The sequence below is a fragment of the Micromonospora peucetia genome (assembly GCF_900091625.1).
Lineage (GTDB): Bacteria > Actinomycetota > Actinomycetes > Mycobacteriales > Micromonosporaceae > Micromonospora > Micromonospora peucetia.
Genome location: NZ_FMIC01000002.1, coordinates 1,454,665 through 1,475,332 on the forward strand (window position 1 = coordinate 1,454,665; position 20,668 = coordinate 1,475,332).

9 protein-coding genes are annotated in these 20,668 nt (G+C 71.3%); 3 read left to right on the top strand and 6 right to left on the bottom strand.

The features are described 5' to 3' along the window. The 4 genes from GA0070608_RS06825 to GA0070608_RS06840 all read right to left on the bottom strand — a co-directional run bounded on the left by GA0070608_RS06825 (position 1) and on the right by GA0070608_RS06840 (position 13,527). Entirely contained in the window at positions 1–4,845 is a 4,845-nt protein-coding gene (locus GA0070608_RS06825; RefSeq protein ID WP_091623564.1) for a non-ribosomal peptide synthetase, read from the bottom strand. Continuing rightward, positions 4,832–5,791, bottom strand: a complete 960-nt coding sequence (locus GA0070608_RS06830; protein WP_091623567.1) for a quinone oxidoreductase family protein — start codon at positions 5,789–5,791, stop codon at positions 4,832–4,834. The genes GA0070608_RS06825 and GA0070608_RS06830 overlap by 14 nt, the downstream gene beginning before the upstream one ends. A 175-nt stretch (positions 5,792–5,966) precedes the next feature. Further along, positions 5,967–8,150, bottom strand: a complete 2,184-nt coding sequence (locus GA0070608_RS06835; protein ID WP_091623570.1) for a lantibiotic dehydratase — start codon at positions 8,148–8,150, stop codon at positions 5,967–5,969. Continuing rightward, positions 8,137–13,527 (bottom strand): type I polyketide synthase, encoded by a 5,391-nt coding sequence (locus tag GA0070608_RS06840; RefSeq protein ID WP_326564455.1) that lies wholly within the window; start codon positions 13,525–13,527, stop codon positions 8,137–8,139. Before GA0070608_RS06840 ends, GA0070608_RS06835 begins: the two co-directional genes overlap by 14 nt. A gap of 140 nt (positions 13,528–13,667) precedes the next feature. Here GA0070608_RS06840 and GA0070608_RS06845 point away from each other — a divergent pair, with 140 nt between their 5' ends. Continuing rightward, positions 13,668–14,708, top strand: coding sequence for a thioesterase domain-containing protein (locus GA0070608_RS06845; protein WP_176733656.1), 1,041 nt, complete (start codon positions 13,668–13,670; stop codon positions 14,706–14,708). Here GA0070608_RS06845 and GA0070608_RS06850 read toward each other — a convergent pair. After that, on the bottom strand, positions 14,665–15,723 hold the full coding sequence (locus tag GA0070608_RS06850) for an LLM class flavin-dependent oxidoreductase (RefSeq protein ID WP_091634479.1): 1,059 nt from the start codon (positions 15,721–15,723) through the stop codon (positions 14,665–14,667). The genes GA0070608_RS06845 and GA0070608_RS06850 overlap by 44 nt on opposite strands. 2 nt (positions 15,724–15,725) lie before the next feature. Beyond that, positions 15,726–18,779: a non-ribosomal peptide synthetase gene (locus GA0070608_RS06855; RefSeq protein ID WP_176733657.1), complete on the bottom strand. Its 3,054-nt coding sequence runs from the start codon at positions 18,777–18,779 to the stop codon at positions 15,726–15,728. A gap of 494 nt (positions 18,780–19,273) precedes the next feature. Here GA0070608_RS06855 and GA0070608_RS06860 point away from each other — a divergent pair, with 494 nt between their 5' ends. Together GA0070608_RS06860 and GA0070608_RS06865 are read left to right on the top strand one after the other, a co-directional pair. Further along, positions 19,274–19,783: a SigE family RNA polymerase sigma factor gene (locus GA0070608_RS06860; protein WP_091623584.1), complete on the top strand. Its 510-nt coding sequence runs from the start codon at positions 19,274–19,276 to the stop codon at positions 19,781–19,783. After that, complete coding sequence (locus tag GA0070608_RS06865; RefSeq protein ID WP_091623588.1) at positions 19,780–20,625, top strand: hypothetical protein; 846 nt, start codon at positions 19,780–19,782, stop codon at positions 20,623–20,625. The genes GA0070608_RS06860 and GA0070608_RS06865 overlap by 4 nt, the downstream gene beginning before the upstream one ends. The last annotated feature ends 43 nt before the right edge of the window (positions 20,626–20,668 follow it).

A 20,668-nucleotide genomic window follows, 5' to 3' on the forward strand; every position in this document is an offset into this window, starting at 1 on the left:
TCAGCTGGCCAGCGCCGCCGCCAGGCCGGCGATCGTCGGATAGCGGAACAGGTCCAGCAGCGCCACCTCCCGCGACAGCCGACGGGACAGTTCCGTCTGCACCTTCAGCAAGCCGGCCGACGTACCGCCGCAGTCGAAGAAGTTGACCTCCGGACCCGCCGGTCGCATGCCCAGCACCGTGCTCCAGACCTGCGTGATCGTGGCTACCAGCGCGTCGGTTCCCTTGGCGGAGGCGGTCGGCGTGGTGGTGACGGTCTTCGCGATCTCCGCGAGCCGGGCCAGGTCCGGCTTGCCGTTCGGTGTCAACGGGATCGCCGGCATGACCACCACCCGGCTGGGCACCATGGTGTCCGGCAGCCGTTGCGCGAAGTGCCGGATCACGGCATCGCTGGGCAGCGCCCCCGGGTCACCCTCCACGAAGGCGACGACCTCGGTCGACGACGACCGGACCGCCGTCGTCACCACGCAGTCACGTACCAGGGAATGTTCCCGGGCCACGAGTTCCAGCTCCGCCGGTTCCACCCGGAGTCCGTTGACGGTGATCTGCCGATCCGCCCGCCCGGTGATCACGACGCTGCCGTCCGGCCGGGTGTGGCCCAGGTCGCCGGTGCGGTACTCGCGCACCCCGTCCCGGAGCAGGAACTGCCGCGCCGTCCGGGCGGGGTCGCCCAGGTAGCCCAGGGCGAGATACGGGCCGCGTACCACGATCTCGCCCGTGCCGTTCACCGGCGCGGGCCCACCCGAGGGCGTGGCCACCGACACCTGAGCGGTCGGTCCACCGGAACCGACGCCCACACCGGCCCCCAGGTCGGCCACGCTCACCACCTGTGGCGTCTCGGTGGTGCCGTAGTACGACATCAGCCGTGCCTGCGGGAACAGGGCCCGGGCATCAGCGGTTCCCGCAGGCGTCATCGCCGCGCCACCGAACCCCACCAGCCGCACCGACGGCAGCGTGACTCCCTCGACGATCGCCGCGGCGCTCAACAGCCGTCCCAGCGCGGGCGTCAGGTGCAGGACCGTCGGCTCGATCCCGGCGAGCCAGCGCACCATCGCGACCTGTGACTCCGACGCCACCGGCGGTGGCACGAAAAGCCGTGCGCCGATGGACAGCGGCGTGAGCACGTCACGGAGAAGCGGATCGTGCCCGATCCCGGACAACAGGACGAACCGGTCGGACGCGGTGAGGGCGAACTGCGGTACGTACCACTCCAGGAATGCCTGCAACGGCTCCTCACCGGCGGCGATGGCCGCGGGTGCACCGGTGGTACCGGACGTGAAGGCCACGTACGCGGTGCCGTCGGCAACATCCGCGCCCGTACCCCGGTCGCATCCGCTGAGCTGGCCGACCAGTTCCGGGTACTGCCCGTCGGTGGCGTCCCACCATTGGCCGACCTGGGCCTGGGCGATCATTCGGCGCAGCCGGGCGAACGGCTGTGAGGCATCGAGCAACACGAACGGAACGCCCGCCGTGAGTGCCGCCAGGACGCCGACCGGCAGTGCGGGGGTACGCCCCGCCACGATCCCGACCGGACCCTTGCCGCGCCAACCGGCAGCGAGATCCGTGACCGCCGCATCCAGCTCCGCGTACGAGTACGCGTCGCCGATCGCGGGTGCCGCACCTCGCCGCGACACGGCCTGCCGGAACCGCTCCACGACGCGCGGGCCCGGCACGATGAAGTGTCGTGGCGTACGACCAGGGTCGTGCACCCCGAAGTCGAGGTCGGAGATCGCACCGTCCGGCACGGAGGCAGCCAGCGGCAACAGCGTGCACAGGTGGTCGGCCATCGCCTGTGCGTGGTCGGCCTCGAAGAGCTCCGCGTCGTAGACGACCTCGATGTTCAGCCCGGCGCCGTCCTCGACGAAGTACCAGGACAGGTCGAAGAGCGCCCCGGCCAGCGGTACCGGCAGCGGCTCGACCACGCAGCCGGGCAGCCGCAGCGGTGCCGGCGGGTAGGAGAGCATGTTGCACCACATCTGGAACAGCGGGTTCGCGCCCGGCGTACGGGGGGCGTTCACCTCGCGTACCAGCACGTCGAACGGGACATGCGGGTGTGCCAACGCGGCCATCAGCCGCTCGTGCGTGGCTGCGGTCAGCTCCGCGACCGTCGCGTCGTCGGCCACCTCGCAGCGCAGCGGCAGCGAGTTGTTGAAGAACCCGACCAGGTCCTCGGCCCGCAGGTCGTCACGCCCCGCCACCGGCATGCCCAGCAGGAACTCGTGGCGACCGCTGTACCGGGCGACGATCACCTGGACGCAGGTGACGAGCACGGCGAACACCGTGGTGTGCAGCGCCCGCGCCAGTTCCCGGACGGCGTCCATGGTGGACGCCGGCACCGGTGCCGTGACCCGGCCGCCGCGAAACCGTGGCCGGGCCGGCCGGAGCCGTTGCACCGGCAGCCGCAGCGGCTCCGGAATCGAGGCCAGCTCCCGTCGCCAGAAGTCCAGCTCAGCGGTGACTGTCTCCTGGTAGCCGGCGGCCTGCTGCTCGGCCGCCAGGTCGATGAACTGCGCCGGCAGCGGCTCCCACGCCGGCGGCCGACCGGCCTGCACCGCCTCGTACGCCAGCCCGAGATCGCGTTGGATCACGGTGAACGACCAGCCGTCGGTGATGATGTGGTGCGCCAGCAGCAACAACGCGTGCTGGTCGGGCCCCGTCCGGAACAGCACCGCCCGGAACAGCCGGCCCCCGGCCAGGTCGAAATCCGCCGCCGCGACCTCGGCCTCGCACCGCGTCGTCAGCTCCGCCTCCGACACCGTTACCAGCAGCAGGTCGATCGGCTCGTGGTCGACGACACGCAGGACGTCCCGGTCGGCCACCGTCGTGATGACCGTGCGCAGCGCCGAGTGCCGTTCCACCAGCAGGTCCAGCGCCGCCGAGAGGACGGCGACGTCGAGGTCACCGGTCAGGCGGTGCAGCGCCGCCAGGGTGTACGCCTGACAGTTCGGGTACAACCGGTGGAGCAGCAGCAACGCCTGCTGCGCCGTCGAGAGCGGCCCGATCCGCCGGCTCGGCCGCGCGGCACCCGGCGTCGGGGCGGTGGTCGCCTGCGCGTCGATGGCGGCGGCGACGGCGGACACGGTGCGGTGCCGGTAGACGTCGGCCACGGTCAGGGCGACCCCGAAGTCGCGCCGGATCCGCCCACCGAGGCGCACCGCGGCCAGCGAGTGCCCGCCCAGCGCGGTGAAGTCGGCGGCCACGTCGATCGTCTCGACGCCGAGTACCTCCGCCCACAGGCGGGCCAGCGCCGCCTCCGTCGGCGTCTGCGGTGCGTTGTCGCCGGTCGGGGCGATCGGCGGGGAACGCCGGGCAAGGGCTGCCCGGTCGAGCTTCTCGTTGGCCGTCAACGGGAACTCGGCGACGAAGACCACCCAGTTCGGCACCATGTAGTCCGGCAGCAGCTCACGCGCGTGGGCGAGCAGGGATTCCGTGGTGCCCGCGCCGGTGACGTAGGCGCAGAGCGTCTCGGCGGCCGACTCCGGCTGCACGACGACGGCGCCCGCCACCCCGGGGTGGCGTTCGAGCACCGCCTCCACCTCGGCCGGTTCGACGCGGAATCCGCGCAGTTTGATCTGCCGGTCGACACGTCCGCAGTAGACGAGGTTGCCGTCGGAACGGCGTCTCACCAGGTCACCGGTGCGGTACAGGCGGGCGGAACGGGCGGTGTCGAACGGGTCGGGGACGAAGCGTTCCCGGGTGAGTTCCGGCCGCCGGTGGTAGCCGAGTGCCACCTGGACACCACCGACCCACAGCTCACCGACCTGTCCGGCGACGACCGGGCGGCCGTCGGGGTCGAGAACGTGCGTGGTGACGCCGCGTACCGCCATGCCGATCGGGGTCCGGCCGTCGTCCGGCTCCGGGCCGTCGCCGGTGATGTCGTACGCGGTGGCGATGACGTGGGCCTCGGTCGGCCCGTACGCGTTGACGATCTTCAGCCCCGGGACGGCGGCGGCGATCCCGTGCAGGAGCCGCTCCGGGATCGGTTCCACGCCGACCATCAGCCGGCGCAGCGTGAGCGCGCCCGGATGCGCGTCCACCCATGCGCGCAGCGACGGCAGGATTGCCGGTGGCAGGTAGGCGGTCGCCACCGCGTGCCGGGCCATCAGGGCGAACATCGCCGCCGGCTCCAGCCGGACGTCGTCCGGTACGACCAGCAGGGTGCCGCCGGCGAGCAGCACCGAGAAGATCTCGTAGACCGACGCGTCGAATCCGACCGACGACCACATCGTGCCGACCGCGCCCGGGGCGAGCGGTTGCCGCGTCGCGAAGTCGGTCAGCAGGTTGCTGATCCCCCGGTGGTGGCAGAGCACCCCCTTGGGCGTACCGGTGGATCCGGAGGTGTAGATGAGGTACGCCGGATCGTCGCCGTGTGCCATCGGCCGCGCCACCGGCACGTCGGCCGGCGCCGCAGCCCAGTCCAGGTCGATGACCGGCGTCGTCGTCGCGGGGAGGGGAAACGTCGGCACCCGCAGGACGGCGGCCGGCGCGGCCTCGCCGAGCACCGCGGCGACCCGGCCCGGTGGTGTGTCCGGGTCGATCGGCAGGAACACCGCGTCGGCGGCGAGCGCGGCGAGGAGACCGAGGAGATACTCCGTCGACCGCCCGGCGCAGACCGCGACGACATCGCCCGGCCCGACACCGGCAGCCCTCAGCCGCCCCGCCAGCCACGACGCGGTGGTGAGCAGCCGCGCGTAACTGACCGACTCGTCGCCGGAGCGGATCGCGGCCAGTTCGGGGTCGCGCCGCCCTGCCGCACTGATGAGCGAGAACAGTCCCACGTCAGCCGGTGACGGGAACGGCTCCTCGTCGGCCGGTGACGTGAGTGTTTCCTCGTCAGCCGGCGACATCGAGGATGAGCTTTCCCGTCGTCTCCCGGTTGGCCAGCGCCATCAGCGCCTTGCCCGCCTCGGCCAGCGGATACACGTGCTCGGTGACCGGGGTCAGCGCACCCTTGCTGATCATCGCGAACAGGCCGGTCATCGTCTCCGCAGTGATCCTCGGGTACCGGGTGACCAGGTCGTTCGCCCAGAAACCGAGAACGCTGCGGGAGCCCTGCATCAGCGACTCGGCGCGGATCGGCGTGCTGCCCCGGCCCGACGCCGCGCCGTAGGTGACCAGTCGGCCGAGCCGCCCCAGCGACGCGAGCGCGGTGTCGAGGGAGGCGCCGCCCGACATCTCCAGATACAGGTCGACCGGCTTGCCGTCGTTCGCGGCGATCAGCTCGTCGGTGAGGTCCTCGGAGGTCGGGTCGAGCGCGACATCGGCGCCGAGCTGGACCGCGAGGTCACGTTTGGTCCCGGTGGACGCGAGCGCGATCACCCGCTTGGCACCCCACGCCCGGGCCAGTTGCACCGCCAGCGATCCGACGCCGCCGGCGGCGGCGGTGACCACCACGGTGTCCTGCCGGGTCATCCGGCCCGTGGTACGCAGGATGTGCCACGCCGCGAACCCCTGGTTGGCCACCGCGAGTGCCTGTAGGTCGGTGATGGCGTCGGGCACCGCGACCAGCGTCGCGGCGGGGGCGGCCACCCACTCCGCCCACGCCCCACCGGTGCGGGGCAACGCGACGACCCGCCGCCCGTCGGGGTCGGTACCGACCGCCTCGATGCCCGGGACGTACGGCAACGACGGCCGGTAGCTGTAGGAGCCCTCGACGACGTGCTTGTCGGCGAAGTTGATGCCGGCCTTCTCCACCCGGACGAGGACTTCGTTCTCACCCGGTACCGGTTCGGCGAAGTCGATCGCCGAGAGCGACTCCGCAGGGCCGAACCGCTCCACCACGACCGCTTTCACACTGCCTCCCACCGAAACACCAGCATCACCGCACCCTGCGGCCGATGATCTGACCCGACAACGTTGTCGCCACCGGCTGCCCGGAGTCGACAACGAAGAACCAATCCGTGCCGCCCGGGCAGCGCGGCCGAGCGACCACGGTGGGCGGCCTGCGTCGTCGACGCCAGGTCAACGCTCACCGGCCGAACCGATCCACGCAGACGAACCTGAACTCCCCGGTGTACCGGCGACCGCGGGAGTCCCTGAGCCACAGCTGTTCCGGCCCGGGCAACATCTCGCTGAACCGGAGCCGGGCATACCCCCGGCGGCGCAGCCGGTGGCTGAGCACCGCCAGCGACATGGGGTTCGACAGGTCGACATGGAACGGCTTGCGTTCTCCGGCGATCGTGGCGAACACGTGCCGGGGCAGGCCGAGCTCGTCCCGCAGCCGACCGGCTGCGGCGTGCAACACCCGATCCCGGCCGTCCAGGCGTCCCGCCGGGATCGTCCACGACTCCCGCGACACGACCAGGTTGTCGACCGTCACCCGTGGCTGGTGGGGGCGGGCCGGCAGCATCCCGAACCGCTGCGCCGCCGCGTGTGACAGGAAGTCGCCCAGCACCTGTACCGCCGGCGCCTCGAAGTCGCCCCGTACGTCGGTCACCACCAGTCCCGCCTCGCCGCGCCGCAGCCGTAGCCGGGAAGCGGGCAGCAGCCGGTCGGGCGGCCCGTACGGCGTCTCCGCGGCGAGCCCGAGGTAGCGGTACCGCGCCGACAGGTACGTGTCCGGCGGCACCGTGCGGGAGTTGAGCACGCCCGAGCCCAGCTGGTAGATCGGCACGACCCGGTCGTCGCCCATCACCTCGTCGATCAGCGCGTGCAACGCCGGACGATCCGGATGGAACTCGTACGCCGACAGCACATCCATGGTCTGCATGGCCGGATGCACCTCGCCCAGCACCGCCAGAGCCTGACCGGCGCGGACCTGTTCCAGGTCCGTGGCCGCGAACATCAGGTCGGGGCTGTGCCAGCGGGCCTGCGCCCACAGCGGCGGGCCGGCCGGGAACGCCGCCTCGACCCCTGCCCGCAGGTCCTCGCTGGTCAGCTGCACCGCCCTGACGTCGGGATCGGACACCAGCAGGCCTTCCCAGCGGCGCCGCAGCTCCGCGACGGCCGCGTCCGCGGGCGGCGAGGAGTCGCCGTACGTGGCCGACCTGGCGACCATGTCCATGACGCTCAGCAGCGGCACTCCCGCCACCGGGTCCACCTGCGGCGTGAGCCAGGCCTCGTACTCCGCGGCGGTGCGGCGGCAGTACCACGAGGCCCCGGCGAGCACGAGATCCAGCGCCGGCCCGACGTCGGCGAGCAGTTGTGTGCCCAGCGAAACGTCGAGGTCGCCCAGGCAGTCCTGGAACAGGACGGTGCGCCCGGCATAGAAGTCACCGGCCCGGTGGTACGCGTTGCCGCTGGTCAGCTCGACGAACCGGTCGTCGAGGCCGGTCAGCGCGGCGTCGAGCGCGGCCAGGTCGTCGCCCACCGCGGCCACCCGGTCCCGCGCCTCGACGACGCGGTCAAGGTCGGCCAGCGCCGCCGAACGGCGGGCCGGGTCGGTCACCCGCAGCAACTGACCCCGCAGCGCACGCTCCGGTTTCACCCCTCGCAACACCGCGAAACCGCTGGTCAGCAGTCGCATCGTACGCAGCCGGGCGATCTCGGCGAGCACCGTGTCGCGGTCGGCGTCAGCGATCTCGGCCACGACGTCGTCGACGGTACGGCGGCCGTCACACAGTGCCAGCACCCGGGCGCGCAACGCCGACAACCGCAGTTCGGTGCCGTCGGCGAGCAACAGGCTCTCGCCTTCCAGGTGGGTCACCGGCGCCCGTCGCGGTACTGTCCAGCGGCTCAGGTCGTGCCGTTCGTGCAGGGCATCGGCGACGGCGCGGATCGCCCACGACTCGAAGAACGTGCCACGTTGCCGTGGCGGCCGGCCCGCTTCGCTGACGTCGGTGGGCCCGTCGGTCCACTGCCCCCAGACAACCGGGCCGAAGAAGCCGATCATGTCGTTCTTGGCGCAGTACCGGGAGGCGTACGCCCACAGCGCCCGGTCCCGTTTGCGCTGTTCGCTCGGCTTTCCCGCCTTCTCGCGACTACGGTACCGGCGGCGGTAGACGGCCGGGTTCTGCCACAGCAGCGCCTCCCGCAACACCGGCTGCTCGTCGACGGCCGCCAGCGCCTGCTGCGCCGCCTTCTCGTCGACGTCGAAGTCGCCGGTCGCCTCGATCTGCACCCAGTCGAACGGCATTCCGGCGGTACGCGCCACGAGAGTCGGCCACACCTGCCACCGTTGCCCGTGGCCGAACTCGTACTCAGCCGATCGCATCGGCGGTCCGGTCAGAATCCAGCAGGCCCGCCAGTTTGCGGATGGTCGGATATTCGAACATGTCCGCGGCCGACAGCTCCACCGTCAACCGTTCCCGGATCCGCGACGCCAGCTGCACCACCGTCAGCGACGAGCCGCCGAGCAGGAAGAAGTCGTCGTCGATGCCGACCTTGGTCAGCCCGAGCGACTCACACCACAGCCGTGCCAGCTCCCGTTGCACCGGTGTCTGCGGCGCCACGAACGTCGTACCGATCGTGCGTACCGGCTCGGCGACCGTCTCGGCCGCCTCGACCGCCTGCTGGTTGAAGGTACGGGCGACAGCCAGCCGCTCCGGCAGCGATCCGACCGACGTGATGACCTGCGGCCCCGGTCGCAGCCGCATGATCCGCCGGAACAGTTCGCCGCCCTCGACGTTGGTCAGCATTCCGGTGCCGCGAACGGTCGGCTCGCCCGCCGGCCCCGCGGCGGTGACCGCCACCGACTCGTCCACGCTGCGCAGCGAGTACCCCTCGACGGTCACGCAGACCCTGCCGTCGGCGTCGACGATGACCTCGTCGATCTCCATGAAGTCCGGTCGCGTCGGGTCGCTGTGATAGGTCTGCACCACCCAGCACCGTTCCGGGATACGGCGGTGCACCTCCACCGACCGGTACAGGAACGGCAGGTAGCGGCGACCCTCGACGCCGGACAACCCGTAGACCGCCCGGTCCAGCAACGCCGGATGCAGCGTGTACCGGTCCGCGTCGTCGCGCCCCGCCGCCGGCAGTTCCAACTCGACCAGGCCCCGGGTGTCCTTCTCCCAGTACCGGCTGACCGCCTGGAACCGTTGCCCGAACGCGACGAGCCCCGAGTACGGCTGGGTCGCGTCCGCCTCGACCAGTTCCTCCCGGAACTCCGCGATGTCGACGCGCTCGGCGCTGCCGTCCGGTACGGCACGAACCCGGCCACGACAGTGCACCGTGGCCGACTGCCCCGCGAGGGCGAAGCTGATCGCGAATTCGAAACCGCCCGCGTGCGCCGGCGACAGCGTGACCACACCGGTCGCCGCCGCCGTGACCCGCACCGGGTCGATGAAGACGACGTCCTCGAGTCGTACCGGCACCTCACCCCACACGTGCCGGGCAGCGGCGTGGACCATCTCCAGCAGACTCGTGCCGGGCAGCACACCTACGCCGCCGATCCGGTGATCGGTCAACACCCAGTGGCTGTCCACGTCCAGGTCGACCTCGAAGGTCCAGCCGTCCCCGTCGGGCGACGCCCGATGCAACAACGGATGGTCGAGCGTCGTGACCGCCGAGCCGCCGCGCAGGCGCCGCAGGGTGCGGAACCCCTCACCGGCACGGTCGGTCGACACCATGCCGACCTCCTGCCAACCCCACCAGTTGATCGCGACCACGTACGGCGAACCGTCCGCGTGGGCGGTGGCGTACGCGTCGAGGAAGGTGTTCGCCGCCGCGTAGTCGCTGTGCCCGTAGTCGGCCGAGACGGCGACGATCGACGAGAAGAGCGCGATGAAGTCCAGCTCGGGCAGCTGACCGGCCCGCACGAGCGCGTCCAGCACGAGCGTGCCGCGCACCTTCGGCGCCAGCACCCGATCGGCCGTCTCCGCGTCGTGCAGCGCCAGCAACTGGCCCCCGGCGATCCCGGCAGCGTGGATGATGCCGGTGATCGGGCCCAGCTCGACCTGAGCTCTCCCCACCACGGACGCCATCGCGTCGGCGTCGGTCACGTCGGCGCGCAGCACCAGCACCCGGGCACCGGTCGCCTCGATCCGCCTGACCGCCGCGATCTGCCCCCGCACCCCGTCCGGCGTACCGGGGTCGTCCCAGCTCTCCCGGTCCGGCAGCCCACCTCGGCTGACCAGCACGAAGTCGGGCTGTTGCCGGGCTGCCAGGTCCTCCGCGACCGCCAGGCCGAGGCCGCCGAGCCCGCCGGTTACGAGCAGGACGCCGCCGCCGTCACTCTGCCGCGGCACGCTCACCGGCTCGTTCGGGATCGACGCGTGGTGGTGCACCCAGCGACGGTGTCCACGCAACGCCACCAGTTCCGCGTCCCCACCGGCACCGATCTCACCGACCACGGCCACCGCCACCGCGGCAGCGGTCAGCGCCGCGTCGACCTGCCGCACCCGGACCGTGCTCAGCTCACGCGGCAGCGTCCGCAACGGGCCGGCGATCGTGGCGCCTTCGGGCCGCGCCGGCTCACCGTTGACCGACCACACCCGGTCGGTGACCGCCACCAGTTCCACCTCGGCCCGGAAGGTCCGCAGCATCGCCTTGGCCAGCGCCGCCATCCGGTGGTAGCCCCGCATCGCGACCAGTTCCGGATCGGCGGTCAGGTCGTCGTCGAACACGGCGTAGACGATCCGGTCCGGCAGCAGACCCGCCTGGTGCACCGCCTCCACCAGCAGATCCACGTCGTGGCTGGCATCCGGGTCGAACTCGTAGCCGTCCGGCGCCGAGACGAAACCCGGGCCGGCGTACGCGGGCAGCACGAACACGTCCCGCCGTCGCGCCGCCTCGATGATCTCCGCGCCCACCGGACCGTCGCCCGCGAGGACCAGCCACGTCTCGCCGAGCAGGCTCCCGCCCCGGCGCGGTACCGGCTGCGACCGCCACGCCGGCAGGTACAACGGCGTCAGCAGCGGGTCGTTGGACACCTCGACGTCCTCGTCGAACGCCCCAGGACGGACCGGATCCGGGTCCACCCAGCAGCGCCGCCGCTCGTAGGGGTAACCGGGCAGGCTGACCCGCCGCCCGCCGCTCGTCCGTACCGCCGAGAAGTCCAGGTCGACGCCGGACACCCACAGCCGGCCCACCGTCGTCGCCAGCACCGTCACGTCGGTGGCGGTGGTGTCGTTCGGCAGCGCCATCGTGGTCAGCGCGGTCGCCGACCGGCCCTGGCTGGCGGCGTACTGGCGGGCGAAGACGCACATCGACTGCCCCGGCCCGACCTGGACGTGCACCGCGTCGGTCAGCTCGTCGAGCCGCGCCAGGCAGCCCTCCAGCCGCACTTCCTGCCGTACGTGGGTCGCCCAGTACGCGGCGCTGGTCGCCTGCTCGTCGGTGATCCAGTCGCCCGTGACGTTCGACAGGTAACGCAGTTGCGGCGCCTGCCGGGGGAAGCTGTCCACCAGCGCTGCCAGGTCGTCGCAGATCGGCGCCATCATCCGCGAGTGGAACGCGTGCGACGTGCGCAGCAGGGAGCCGGACAGCCCGATGTCCGCCAGTTCCTGCGCGAACTGCTCGACGGCGGCCAGCTCACCGGAGACCACACAGGACGACGGCGAGTTGCTGGCGGCGATGTCCAGCTCGCTCGGCAGCATCGCCCGTACCGCGTCCGCGCCCAGCGACAACGACAACATGCCGCCCGGCGGCAGCGCCTGCATCAGCTGCCCGCGTCGCGCGACCAGCCGCAACGCGTCCGGCAGCGCGAACACGCCGGCGACCGTCGCCGCCACGATCTCCCCGATGCTGTGCCCCAGCAGCGCCACCGGTTCGATGCCGAACGAGCGCAGCAGTTGTGCCAACGCCCATTCCACGGTGAACAACGCGGGCTGGGTCACGGCGGTCTCGTTGAGCTTCGCCGCGGCCTGCTCGTCGGTGACCTCGGCGTTCAGCAGCTCCCGCAGATCCAGACCGAGCAGCGGCAGAAGCTGGTCGGCGCAGGTGTCGACGGCGTCCCGGTAGACCGGCCAGGTCCGGTAGAGGTGCCGCCCGGCTCCCGGGAACTGCGCACCCTGGCCGGGGAACAGGAACGTCACCTGCGGCGACCCCGCGACACCGGCGATGGTGCGTACCGTCGGCTCGCCGGTCAGCTCCGCGACCGCCGCCTCCGGATCGCCGGCCACCACCAGCCTGCGGTGCGCGAACGCGGCCCGCCCCTCCTGCAACGTGAACGCCACGTCGGCCGGGTCGTACCCGGCGTCGCCGAGTCGCTCGGCCAACGTCTCGCAACTGGCGGCGAGGGCGTCGGCGGAACGGGCCGACACCGGCCACAGCTGCGGTGCCGCCGTCGTCCGCGCCGGTGGCGCCGTCTGCGTGGGGGGCTGCGCGATGATGACGTGCGCGTTGGTACCGCCGATGCCGAACGAACTCACCGCGGCGACCCGCGGCGCGTCCCGGTCGAGCCACTCGGGGTTGGACCAGTGCTGGGCCTCCCTGGCGAGCCGGAACGGGGAGTTCGCGAGGTCCAGCGCCGGGTTCGGCTCAGCACAGTTGATCGTCGGCGTGATGACGCCGTCGCGTACCGCGAGGATCGCCTTGAGCAGGCCGACGGTGCCGGCCGCCGGGCCGAGGTGGCCGACGTTGCCCTTCGTCGAACCGAGCCAGCAGTACTCGCGACGTTCGGTGCGCTCCAGGTATGCGGCACTCAGCGCCGCCACCTCGATCGGGTCGCCCACGACCGTGCCGGTGCCGTGCGCCTCGACCATCCCGATCGCCTCGGGATGCACCCGGGCGTCGTCCAACGCCGCCCGGACCAACTCCAGTTGGCCGTCCACGCCGGGAGCGGTGAACCCGGCCCGCCGGTTGCCGTCGTTGTTGACCGCGGAACCCTTGATCACCGCGTACACCTGGTCGCCCGCGGCCGTCGCCGCCGCCAGTGGCTTGAGCACCACCAACGCGCCGCCGTCAGCGAAGATCGTGCCGGTGGCATCGGCTGCGAACGGACGGACGTGCCCGTCCCGCGACAGGATCCCACCCTCCAGGTACGGGTAGCCGCCGCCCAACGGCAGGTCGATCTGCACGCCGCCGGCGATCGCGACCTCGCACTCGCCGCGGCGCAGCGCCTGCATCGCCTGGTGCACGGCGACCAGGGACGTCGAGCACGCCGTGTAGACAGACACGCTCGGCCCCATGAACCCGAGGCGGTACGACACCAGCGGAGCGATGTAGTCCGGGTTGTTGCCGGTGCTCATGCTGGTCAGGCCGGCGGCGCGACTGACGGCGCGGTTGCGTTCGATGTGGTCGAACCGGTACCGGTTCGTGGTCGCGCCCCCGAAGACACCCACCCGCTGCCCGATGCCGCGCGGGTCGTAGCCCGCATCGGTGAGCGCGGTGTAGGAAAGCTCGAGGAACAGCCGGAACTGCGGATCGCAGAGCTCGGCCTCACGTTGCGTGAATCCAAAGAACTCAGGATCGAACAGGTCGAGATCGGCGGCGGTGGCCGTCACCGGTTGGTAACCCGGCGCATCCGTCTCTTCCGGCGGCAGTTGCCGTGCGCGCGCCACTTCGGGAGCAAAGCGCTCGACAGACTCCACACCGCTTTGGAGGTTGCGCCAAAACTCACGGACATTGCGTGCGCCCGGTAACCGTGCCGCCACTCCGACAACAGCTATGTCGTTGTCAGATGTGCCGTGAGTGTCCGTCACCAACACTCCCTTACAATACTGTTGGGCGGGCCAGCCTACGGGACGATAGTCGCGCCCCCAGGCCGTGTCAATGGGCCTTTGTGTGACACGCCCGCCGGTCGGTTCACCAGCTACAATGACGCGTGCCAGAAGAAGCCCCGAACCGTTTGAGTAACGAATTTGCCGATTACGCGACGGTCGGCAGTCAAATGGTCGTCGCCGAGGCGATGGGACTGTTACAGCTACCGCCAACCAACGTCACTCTCGGTGATTTGGGCATCATCGGCGCGGAATGGGAACGCATCCAACGCGACCTGTTCGAGATCTTCCACCTCCGCGTCGACCCGACGGCACTCAGCGTGCTCACTCCGGCACAACTCGGTCAGTTCATCGCCGACCAGCCGATCAACCGGCCCGGCCCCCAGTTGCGCCTCGCGGACGGAAGCGGCACCGCGACGTGGCTGGTGCACGGCGCCGACGGCGAGGTGAGCTGGTTCCTCAAGCACCTCGACGGGATCGGGTTGCCGACCCCCCTGATCGGTCTGCGCGCCCCCGGCTGGTACGACGAGCCCACGCCCGCGTCGATCGAGGAACTCGCCGCCCGGTACAGCGACCAGGTCCGGGCCGCGCAGCCGACGGGCCCCTACCGGCTCGCCGGGTACTGTGCCGGCGCCGTCATCGCCGTCGCGATGGCGAACCTGCTGGAAAGCCAGGGGGAGACGGTCGAACGGATGTTCTTCATCGACCCGGACCTGCGGCACGAGCCCGCGTCGAGACGCGACGCCGTCATGTTCCGGCTGCACCAGCTCAAGCGCCGTCCCGAACCGGCCGCGCGGCTGCTGCGCAAACCCGCGACCGAGACGACGCTCGCCCAGGTGCTGGAACGGATGGCCGACCCACGGCCCCATCAGGACCCGGTGGAGCGCGTCCTCTACCGCGGGCTCGGGGTCGTCGCCGACATGATCGGCCTCACCGGTGGTGACACGCTGACACCGGTCGCCAGCACGGCGACCGCCTGGTTCACCGATTCCTACCTGACCTCGATCGCCGAGAGCAAGGACAAGGTCATGGCACACCTCGCCACCATGTTCAGCGGCGGCGTCGACATCCGGTACAGCCCCTCACACACGGAGATATTCGCGACCACCGAATTCCGTGACTGGCTCATTCAGTATGCCGCAGCGGAAACCCACAACGCCGCCAGATAGCCGCCATCTCCCGCAACCCGGCGATTCGCTCGGCCATTGTTGCGCCGCGGGGCGCAACCGACAGCGTATTGAGACCGGCTGCGGCGTACGCCCGCACCCTGGCCTCGATCCGCGCAGTGGAGCCGAGCAGGCACGTACGGTCGAGGAATTCGAACGGTACTGCCGCGAGCGCGTCCGGGTCGCCTTCCTGGAACAGTTTCCGCACCTTGTGTGCCGCGTCGCCGTAACCGAGCCGCTCGGCCTGTTCGACATAGAAGTTGCGGGCGTTTCCACCCACGCCCAGGAATTGGGCGGCGTACGGCCGCACCTGATTCGCGCACGCCTCCAGGTCATCACCCATGGCCATTGGCATCGTGGCGACCAGGTCGAACCCGGTTCTGTCGCCCGACGCCCGGTTTCGGCCCGTCGCGATATGCGCGAGGGTCTCCGCGACGCCCTCCGGCGGCAGGAAGAGCGACAGCGATCCGTCGGCGATCTCCCCGGCCAGTTCCAGATTCTTCGGCCCCAACGCCGCCAGATAGATCGGCAGGTCGCGCCGTAGCGGGCGCATCGTCAACCGTTGCGGCTCCCCCGGCGCGCCCGGCAGCGGCAGCGTCGTGTGCCGTCCCGCGAACCGGACCGGCCGGCGGGTCAGTGTCGCGCGGACCACGGCCACGTATTCCCGGGTCCGGGTCAACGGCTGTCCGAAGGGCACCCCGTACCAGCCCTCCGACACCACCGGGCCGGATATTCCCAGCCCCAACCGGAATCTGCCGCCGCTGGCCAGGTCGAGCGTCGCCGCGGTCATCGCAGTCATCGTCGGCGCCCGGGCGGGAATCTGCATGACTGCGGCGCCCAGGTCGATCCGCTCGGTCTGCGCGGCCAGCCAGCCCAGCAGCGTCGGCACGTCGCTGCTGTACGCCTCGGCGATCCACAGTGCGTCGTACCCCAACTGGTCCGCCGCCTGTGCCAACGCCAGCAGATCGTCGAGACTGGTCCGGTCGTGCAACGTACCGAGATTCAGTCCGAGCCTCATCGTCATGCTCCCTCCGATTGTTGGCTCAGCACGAATCCGGCCAGCTGCTGCGGTGTCGGTGCCGAGAAGACCGTCGACAACGACACACTCACCCCGGTCGACCTGGTGACCTGCTGCGCCAGTTTCGCGGCGAGCAGCGAATGACCGCCGCTGCGGAAGAAGTTCGACTGCTCGTGCAACTGCGGCGCCTTCAGAATGCTCCGCCACAACTCCACGAACTCACCGACCAGACCATCGGCGACCGGCGCGGCCTCGGCCGAGTGAGCTCTCCGGGCCGCTGTCCGCTGCTCGGCCATTGCGCTCAACGTCGGATAGTCCACTTTGTCGTTGCCGGTCGTCGGCATCGCCTCCAGCACCACCACGTCGGTGGGTACCGCGTACGACGCGAGCTGGTCCTTCGCGAAACGCCACACGTCGTCGGCGATGTCGGCGCTGGCACCACGCACGAAGGCCACCAGGCCGCCGTCGGCGCTCGGGTCGCCGGCCAGCACCACCGCGGCGGCGCTCACCCGCGGATGCTGCTCCAGCACCGCCTCCACCTCGCCGAGCTCGATCCGGTGGCCCCGCAGCTTGACCTGGCGGTCGGTACGTCCCCGCAGCTCAAGCGTGCCGTCGTGGCGCCAGCGGCCGACATCGCCGGTGCGGTAGAACCGGCCCGCACCCCCGAGCTCACCGAACCGCTGCGCCGTCAACTCGGGGCGGCGCAGGTAGCCGATGGCTACACCGTCGCCGCCGATGCACACCTCGCCCGGCATTCCGGGCGGCTGCGGTCGGCCATCCCCGTCGGCGATCACCACGGTGGTGTTCGCAATCGGCCGACCCACCGGTACGCCCGCGTCGATGTCGGTGACCAGCGCGCTGGTGGACCAGATCGTCGTCTCGGTCGGCCCGTACACGTTCCACAGCGTGCAGCCGGTCGCGAGCAGCGCCCGTGCCAGATGCGCCGGCAGCGGTTCACCGCCGCAGAGAACCCGCCGCCCCCGCAGCCGGCCCTTCGCCTCCTGCACCACCAGCCGCCACGTCGTCGGTGTCGCCTGCAGCACCGACACGTCGTAGCGCTCCACCAGGTCGAGCAGGACCGCGCCGTCGCTGCGGGCGGCATCGTCGGCGACGACCACCCGCGCGCCGGCGACGAGGGGCAGGAACACCTCGAGAGCGGAGATGTCGAACGCGAAGGTCGTCAGCCACAGCAGGGCGTCCTGGCTGGTCACGCCGAGGTCGGTGAGGTAGTGCCGCACCACGTTCGCCAGGTTGGCGTGGCTGATCACCACGCCCTTCGGCAACCCGGTGGAGCCGGAGGTGTAGATGACGTACGCCGGGTCGGTCGGTGTCGGCGTCGGTGCCGGCCAGTCCCGCTCGTCCGGATCGGCCGACCCGAGCTCGATCACCCGACAGCCGGCGGGAACTACCCCCGGCGGCGGCTCATGATCCACCAGGAGCACGCTGACCTGGGCATCCGTGAGCTCGTACGCGAGCCGCGCAGCCGGTTGGTCCGGGTCGAGCGGCAGGTACGCCGCTCCCGTCTGCCAGATGCCCAACGCGGCCACCGCGCACGGGAAGTCCCGCTCGGCGTAGAGGCCGACGATCGCACCCTTCCCCACCCCCGCCCGGGCCAACAGCGCGGCGACACCGGCCGTCCGCGCCGCCACGTCACGGTACGTCCATGTCACGCCGTCGCGATCGATGATCGCCGTCGCTTCCGGCTGGGCCGCCACCTGCGCGGCGATTCCTTCCGCCACCGTTCTCAACGGACTGTCGACCGCTGTCGCGTTGGCGTCGTCGACCACGGCCCGGTCTGCGGCGCTCCAGATGTCGAGGCCCCCGACCGGCCGGTCGATCTGAGCCGGCAGTCGTTCCAACACCGCCTCGTACCGCGCCAGCAGCGCGGCGATGTCGTCCGCGTCGTGGACGTCCGACCCGTAGACCGCCTTCAGCGTGACGCCGTCGCCCTCGCGCATCACGACCAGCTCGATGTCGAGCCGGCTGTGATCGCTGTCGATATCCCACACCTCCGCCGCCAGTTCGTCCAGGCCGCCGGTCATCGGCTCCGCGGGCGGCCGGTGGTTGAACATGTGGCGGAACGGCGGCACCCACCACGCCGCCTCACTGCGCGTGTGCGACGTCTCCAGTTCCTCGTACGAGACATCAGCGTGGTCCATCGCGGTGACGAACAACCGCCGGACCTCCCGTACCAACTCCCCGAAAGTGCGCTCCGGCGCCACATCCACCCGCAACGGCAGGGTGTTCATGTAATAGCCGACCGCCCGCCGCGCCGCGCCGTCCCGTAGGTCGACCGGCACCCCGACCACCACGTCCCGACCCGCGCCATGGCGCATCAGCAGCACGTAGTACAGCGTCAACAGCACGATGTTGTCGGTTGCGCGGCACGCCCGACGCAGGTCTCGCATGGCGGTGATCGCAGCCGCGGACAGGCGCCGGGTGACGGCGCCGCCAGCGAACGTCGGCGTCGCCGGGTCCGGCCGGCCGAACTCCAACGCGGCCGGTAGGCCCCGCAGGTCCGCGAGGTGCCGGTGCCAGAAGTCGAACGCCGCCGCCGTCGGCGCGGCGAGTTCCGGTGCCGGTCCGGGCCCGGCGAGCTCCGCCGGTGGTCGGCCGTCGGCGAGCATCGCCGGATACAGTGCCGCGAACTCCTCGACCAGTACCGCGGCCGACACCGCATCGACCGCCAGATGGTGCAGGCACAGGCAGATGACGTCCCGGTCCGGGCACCGCACCAGGACCGCGCGGACCGGAATGTCCTCGGCCAGGTCGAACGGCCGCCCCGTGGCAGCGCGGCACACCTTGCCGGCCTCGTCGGCCGCTGCCTCCACCAGTTCGAGCGGCACCGGGGCGGACTCCGCCACCACCCGCGCCGGCAGCCCGTCAACCTCGACGAACCGCGTCCGTAGCGCCCGATGCCGCCGCGCCAGCTGATCCAACGTGGCCTGTAGCGCCACGACGTCCAGTCGTTCCGTCGTGACCAGCGTGATCGGCACGTTGTTCACGCCGCTGCCCGGCAGCAGCCGCTCCAGCGTCCAGAGCGCGTTTTCCTTCACCGACAACACGGTTTTCACCTCACACAATCGGCGGCGAGGACGTCAGGGCAGTCGTCGTGACGCGGTACGCCGTTCGCGAGCGCAACGGCGGACGGAGTTACGCCCGGGCGACGACGTGACGACGCGGCCGATCCGGGCAGGCGGAACACTGGGGATTCCGGCACATGAACCCCCTGAGACACGGCTCTGAGCCGCCCCGCGACGAATGATCTCCGACAGGCTAGCGGCGCATGTCGCGTGGCATCAAGGGCGTGGCGCCGCAGACGCGACCCCAGTCCACCACTCCCCGGCGGCCCATCGAAGCTTGTCGTAGGCCGGCACTGGTCCAGTAGCGACAGTCGTGGCCTCGTGCGGTAGCTCCTCGTTGGGGAGTTGGGCCTGGTGGATTGTGGCGACCCGGCCCGAACGTGGCGGCACGGAGGAATTCGCTCCCGGAGGCAACCCGGGGAGTCCGATGCCGCGTGACTATCTCGAAACGGGGATCGGAGGCCTGGATGGGCGATCGCGACACGGCGTTCGCGGAGTACTTCGCGGCAAGGTCGGACGCGATGCGCGGGACCGCGTACCTGCTCTGCGGCGACTGGCACCGGGCGGAGGACCTGGTCCAGACCGCGTTCACCAAGCTCTATCTGGTCTGGAACCGGATCTCGCGGCACGAGGTGCTCGATGCGTACGTGCGGCAGATCCTGATCCGCACCTTCCTCGACGAGCGAAGGCGGGGCTGGTGGCGGCGGGAGCGGGTGGGCGGGGAGGCCGCCGAGCGGACGGCACCGCCCGACGCGCCGGAGAACCGGCTGGTGATGCTCCAGGCACTGGCCGCCGTACCGCCACGCCAACGAGCCGTCCTGGTCCTCCGGTACTGGGAGGACCTTTCGGTCGAGGAGGCCGCGGCAATGCTCGGATGCTCGCCGGGCACGGTGAAGAGCCAGGCCGCCCGTGGCCTGGGCACGCTGCGGAGCCTCCTGTCACCCACACACAGCGGGATCGAGAAGGGGGCACGATGAACGGAGAAGAGTTGCGGGAGGCGTTGCGCGGCGAGATGTCGGCAACCACCCCGCCGCCGCCGCTGAGTACGACCGCCATGTTGGGCACCGCCCGACGCGCGCGCAGCCGCCGTCGTACCGTCTGGGCCTGCGCCGGATCGGCGGCGGCAGTTCTGGCGGTCGTCGGCGTCGCGACGGTCAACCCCCCCGGTGCCGGCGGCTACGGCCCAGCGGGTCCCGCGCCGCAGGCCGTCCCGCATCCCTCGGTCAAGGACACCGCGCAGCCGTGGCCCACCGGACCGGACGGCCGCCCGCAGGAGGACCGGACCGCGCGGGCCGGCTCCAGATACGACCAGGGGATCCGCCTGCTCGACGAGGTCACTTCTGTCGTGCCCGCCGGTTACACCGCGCCGGAGAACCCGGCGAACCTGCCCGCTGATCGGATGCCGTTTCGGACGCACCAGGCGCAGTTCGAAGACAAGGTGAACGGCGTCGACGTGTGGAGTTACATGTCCTCAGCCGCCTTGGCGCAGGGGAAGCGGATGGGGCGCCTGCTCGTCGAGGTGCACACCGCGGGCAACCAGCTTCCGGCCGAGCCGTGCCCGCTGGCCCGCCAGTTCTGGGGCATGCAGGGCGAGTGCCAGGTGGTGAGCGCCGGAGCGGCTCAGGTCGGCGTGGTGGTCCGGCCGGCCAGGGACGACCGGTTCGACCAGTGGGCGGCCTATCGGCATCCGGACGGTGTGGTGGTGTTCGTCGCGCAGGGCGCGAGCCTCGATGACGAGCGGCAGGGCCTGGCCACGCTGCCGTTCTCGGTGCGGCAGCTGGCGGCCCTCGCCGTGAACGAGAGGTTCCACCTTCGGTGAGTCGGCATCGAGCGGGCCGCCGGGCCGCGCATCGCGCCCCGGC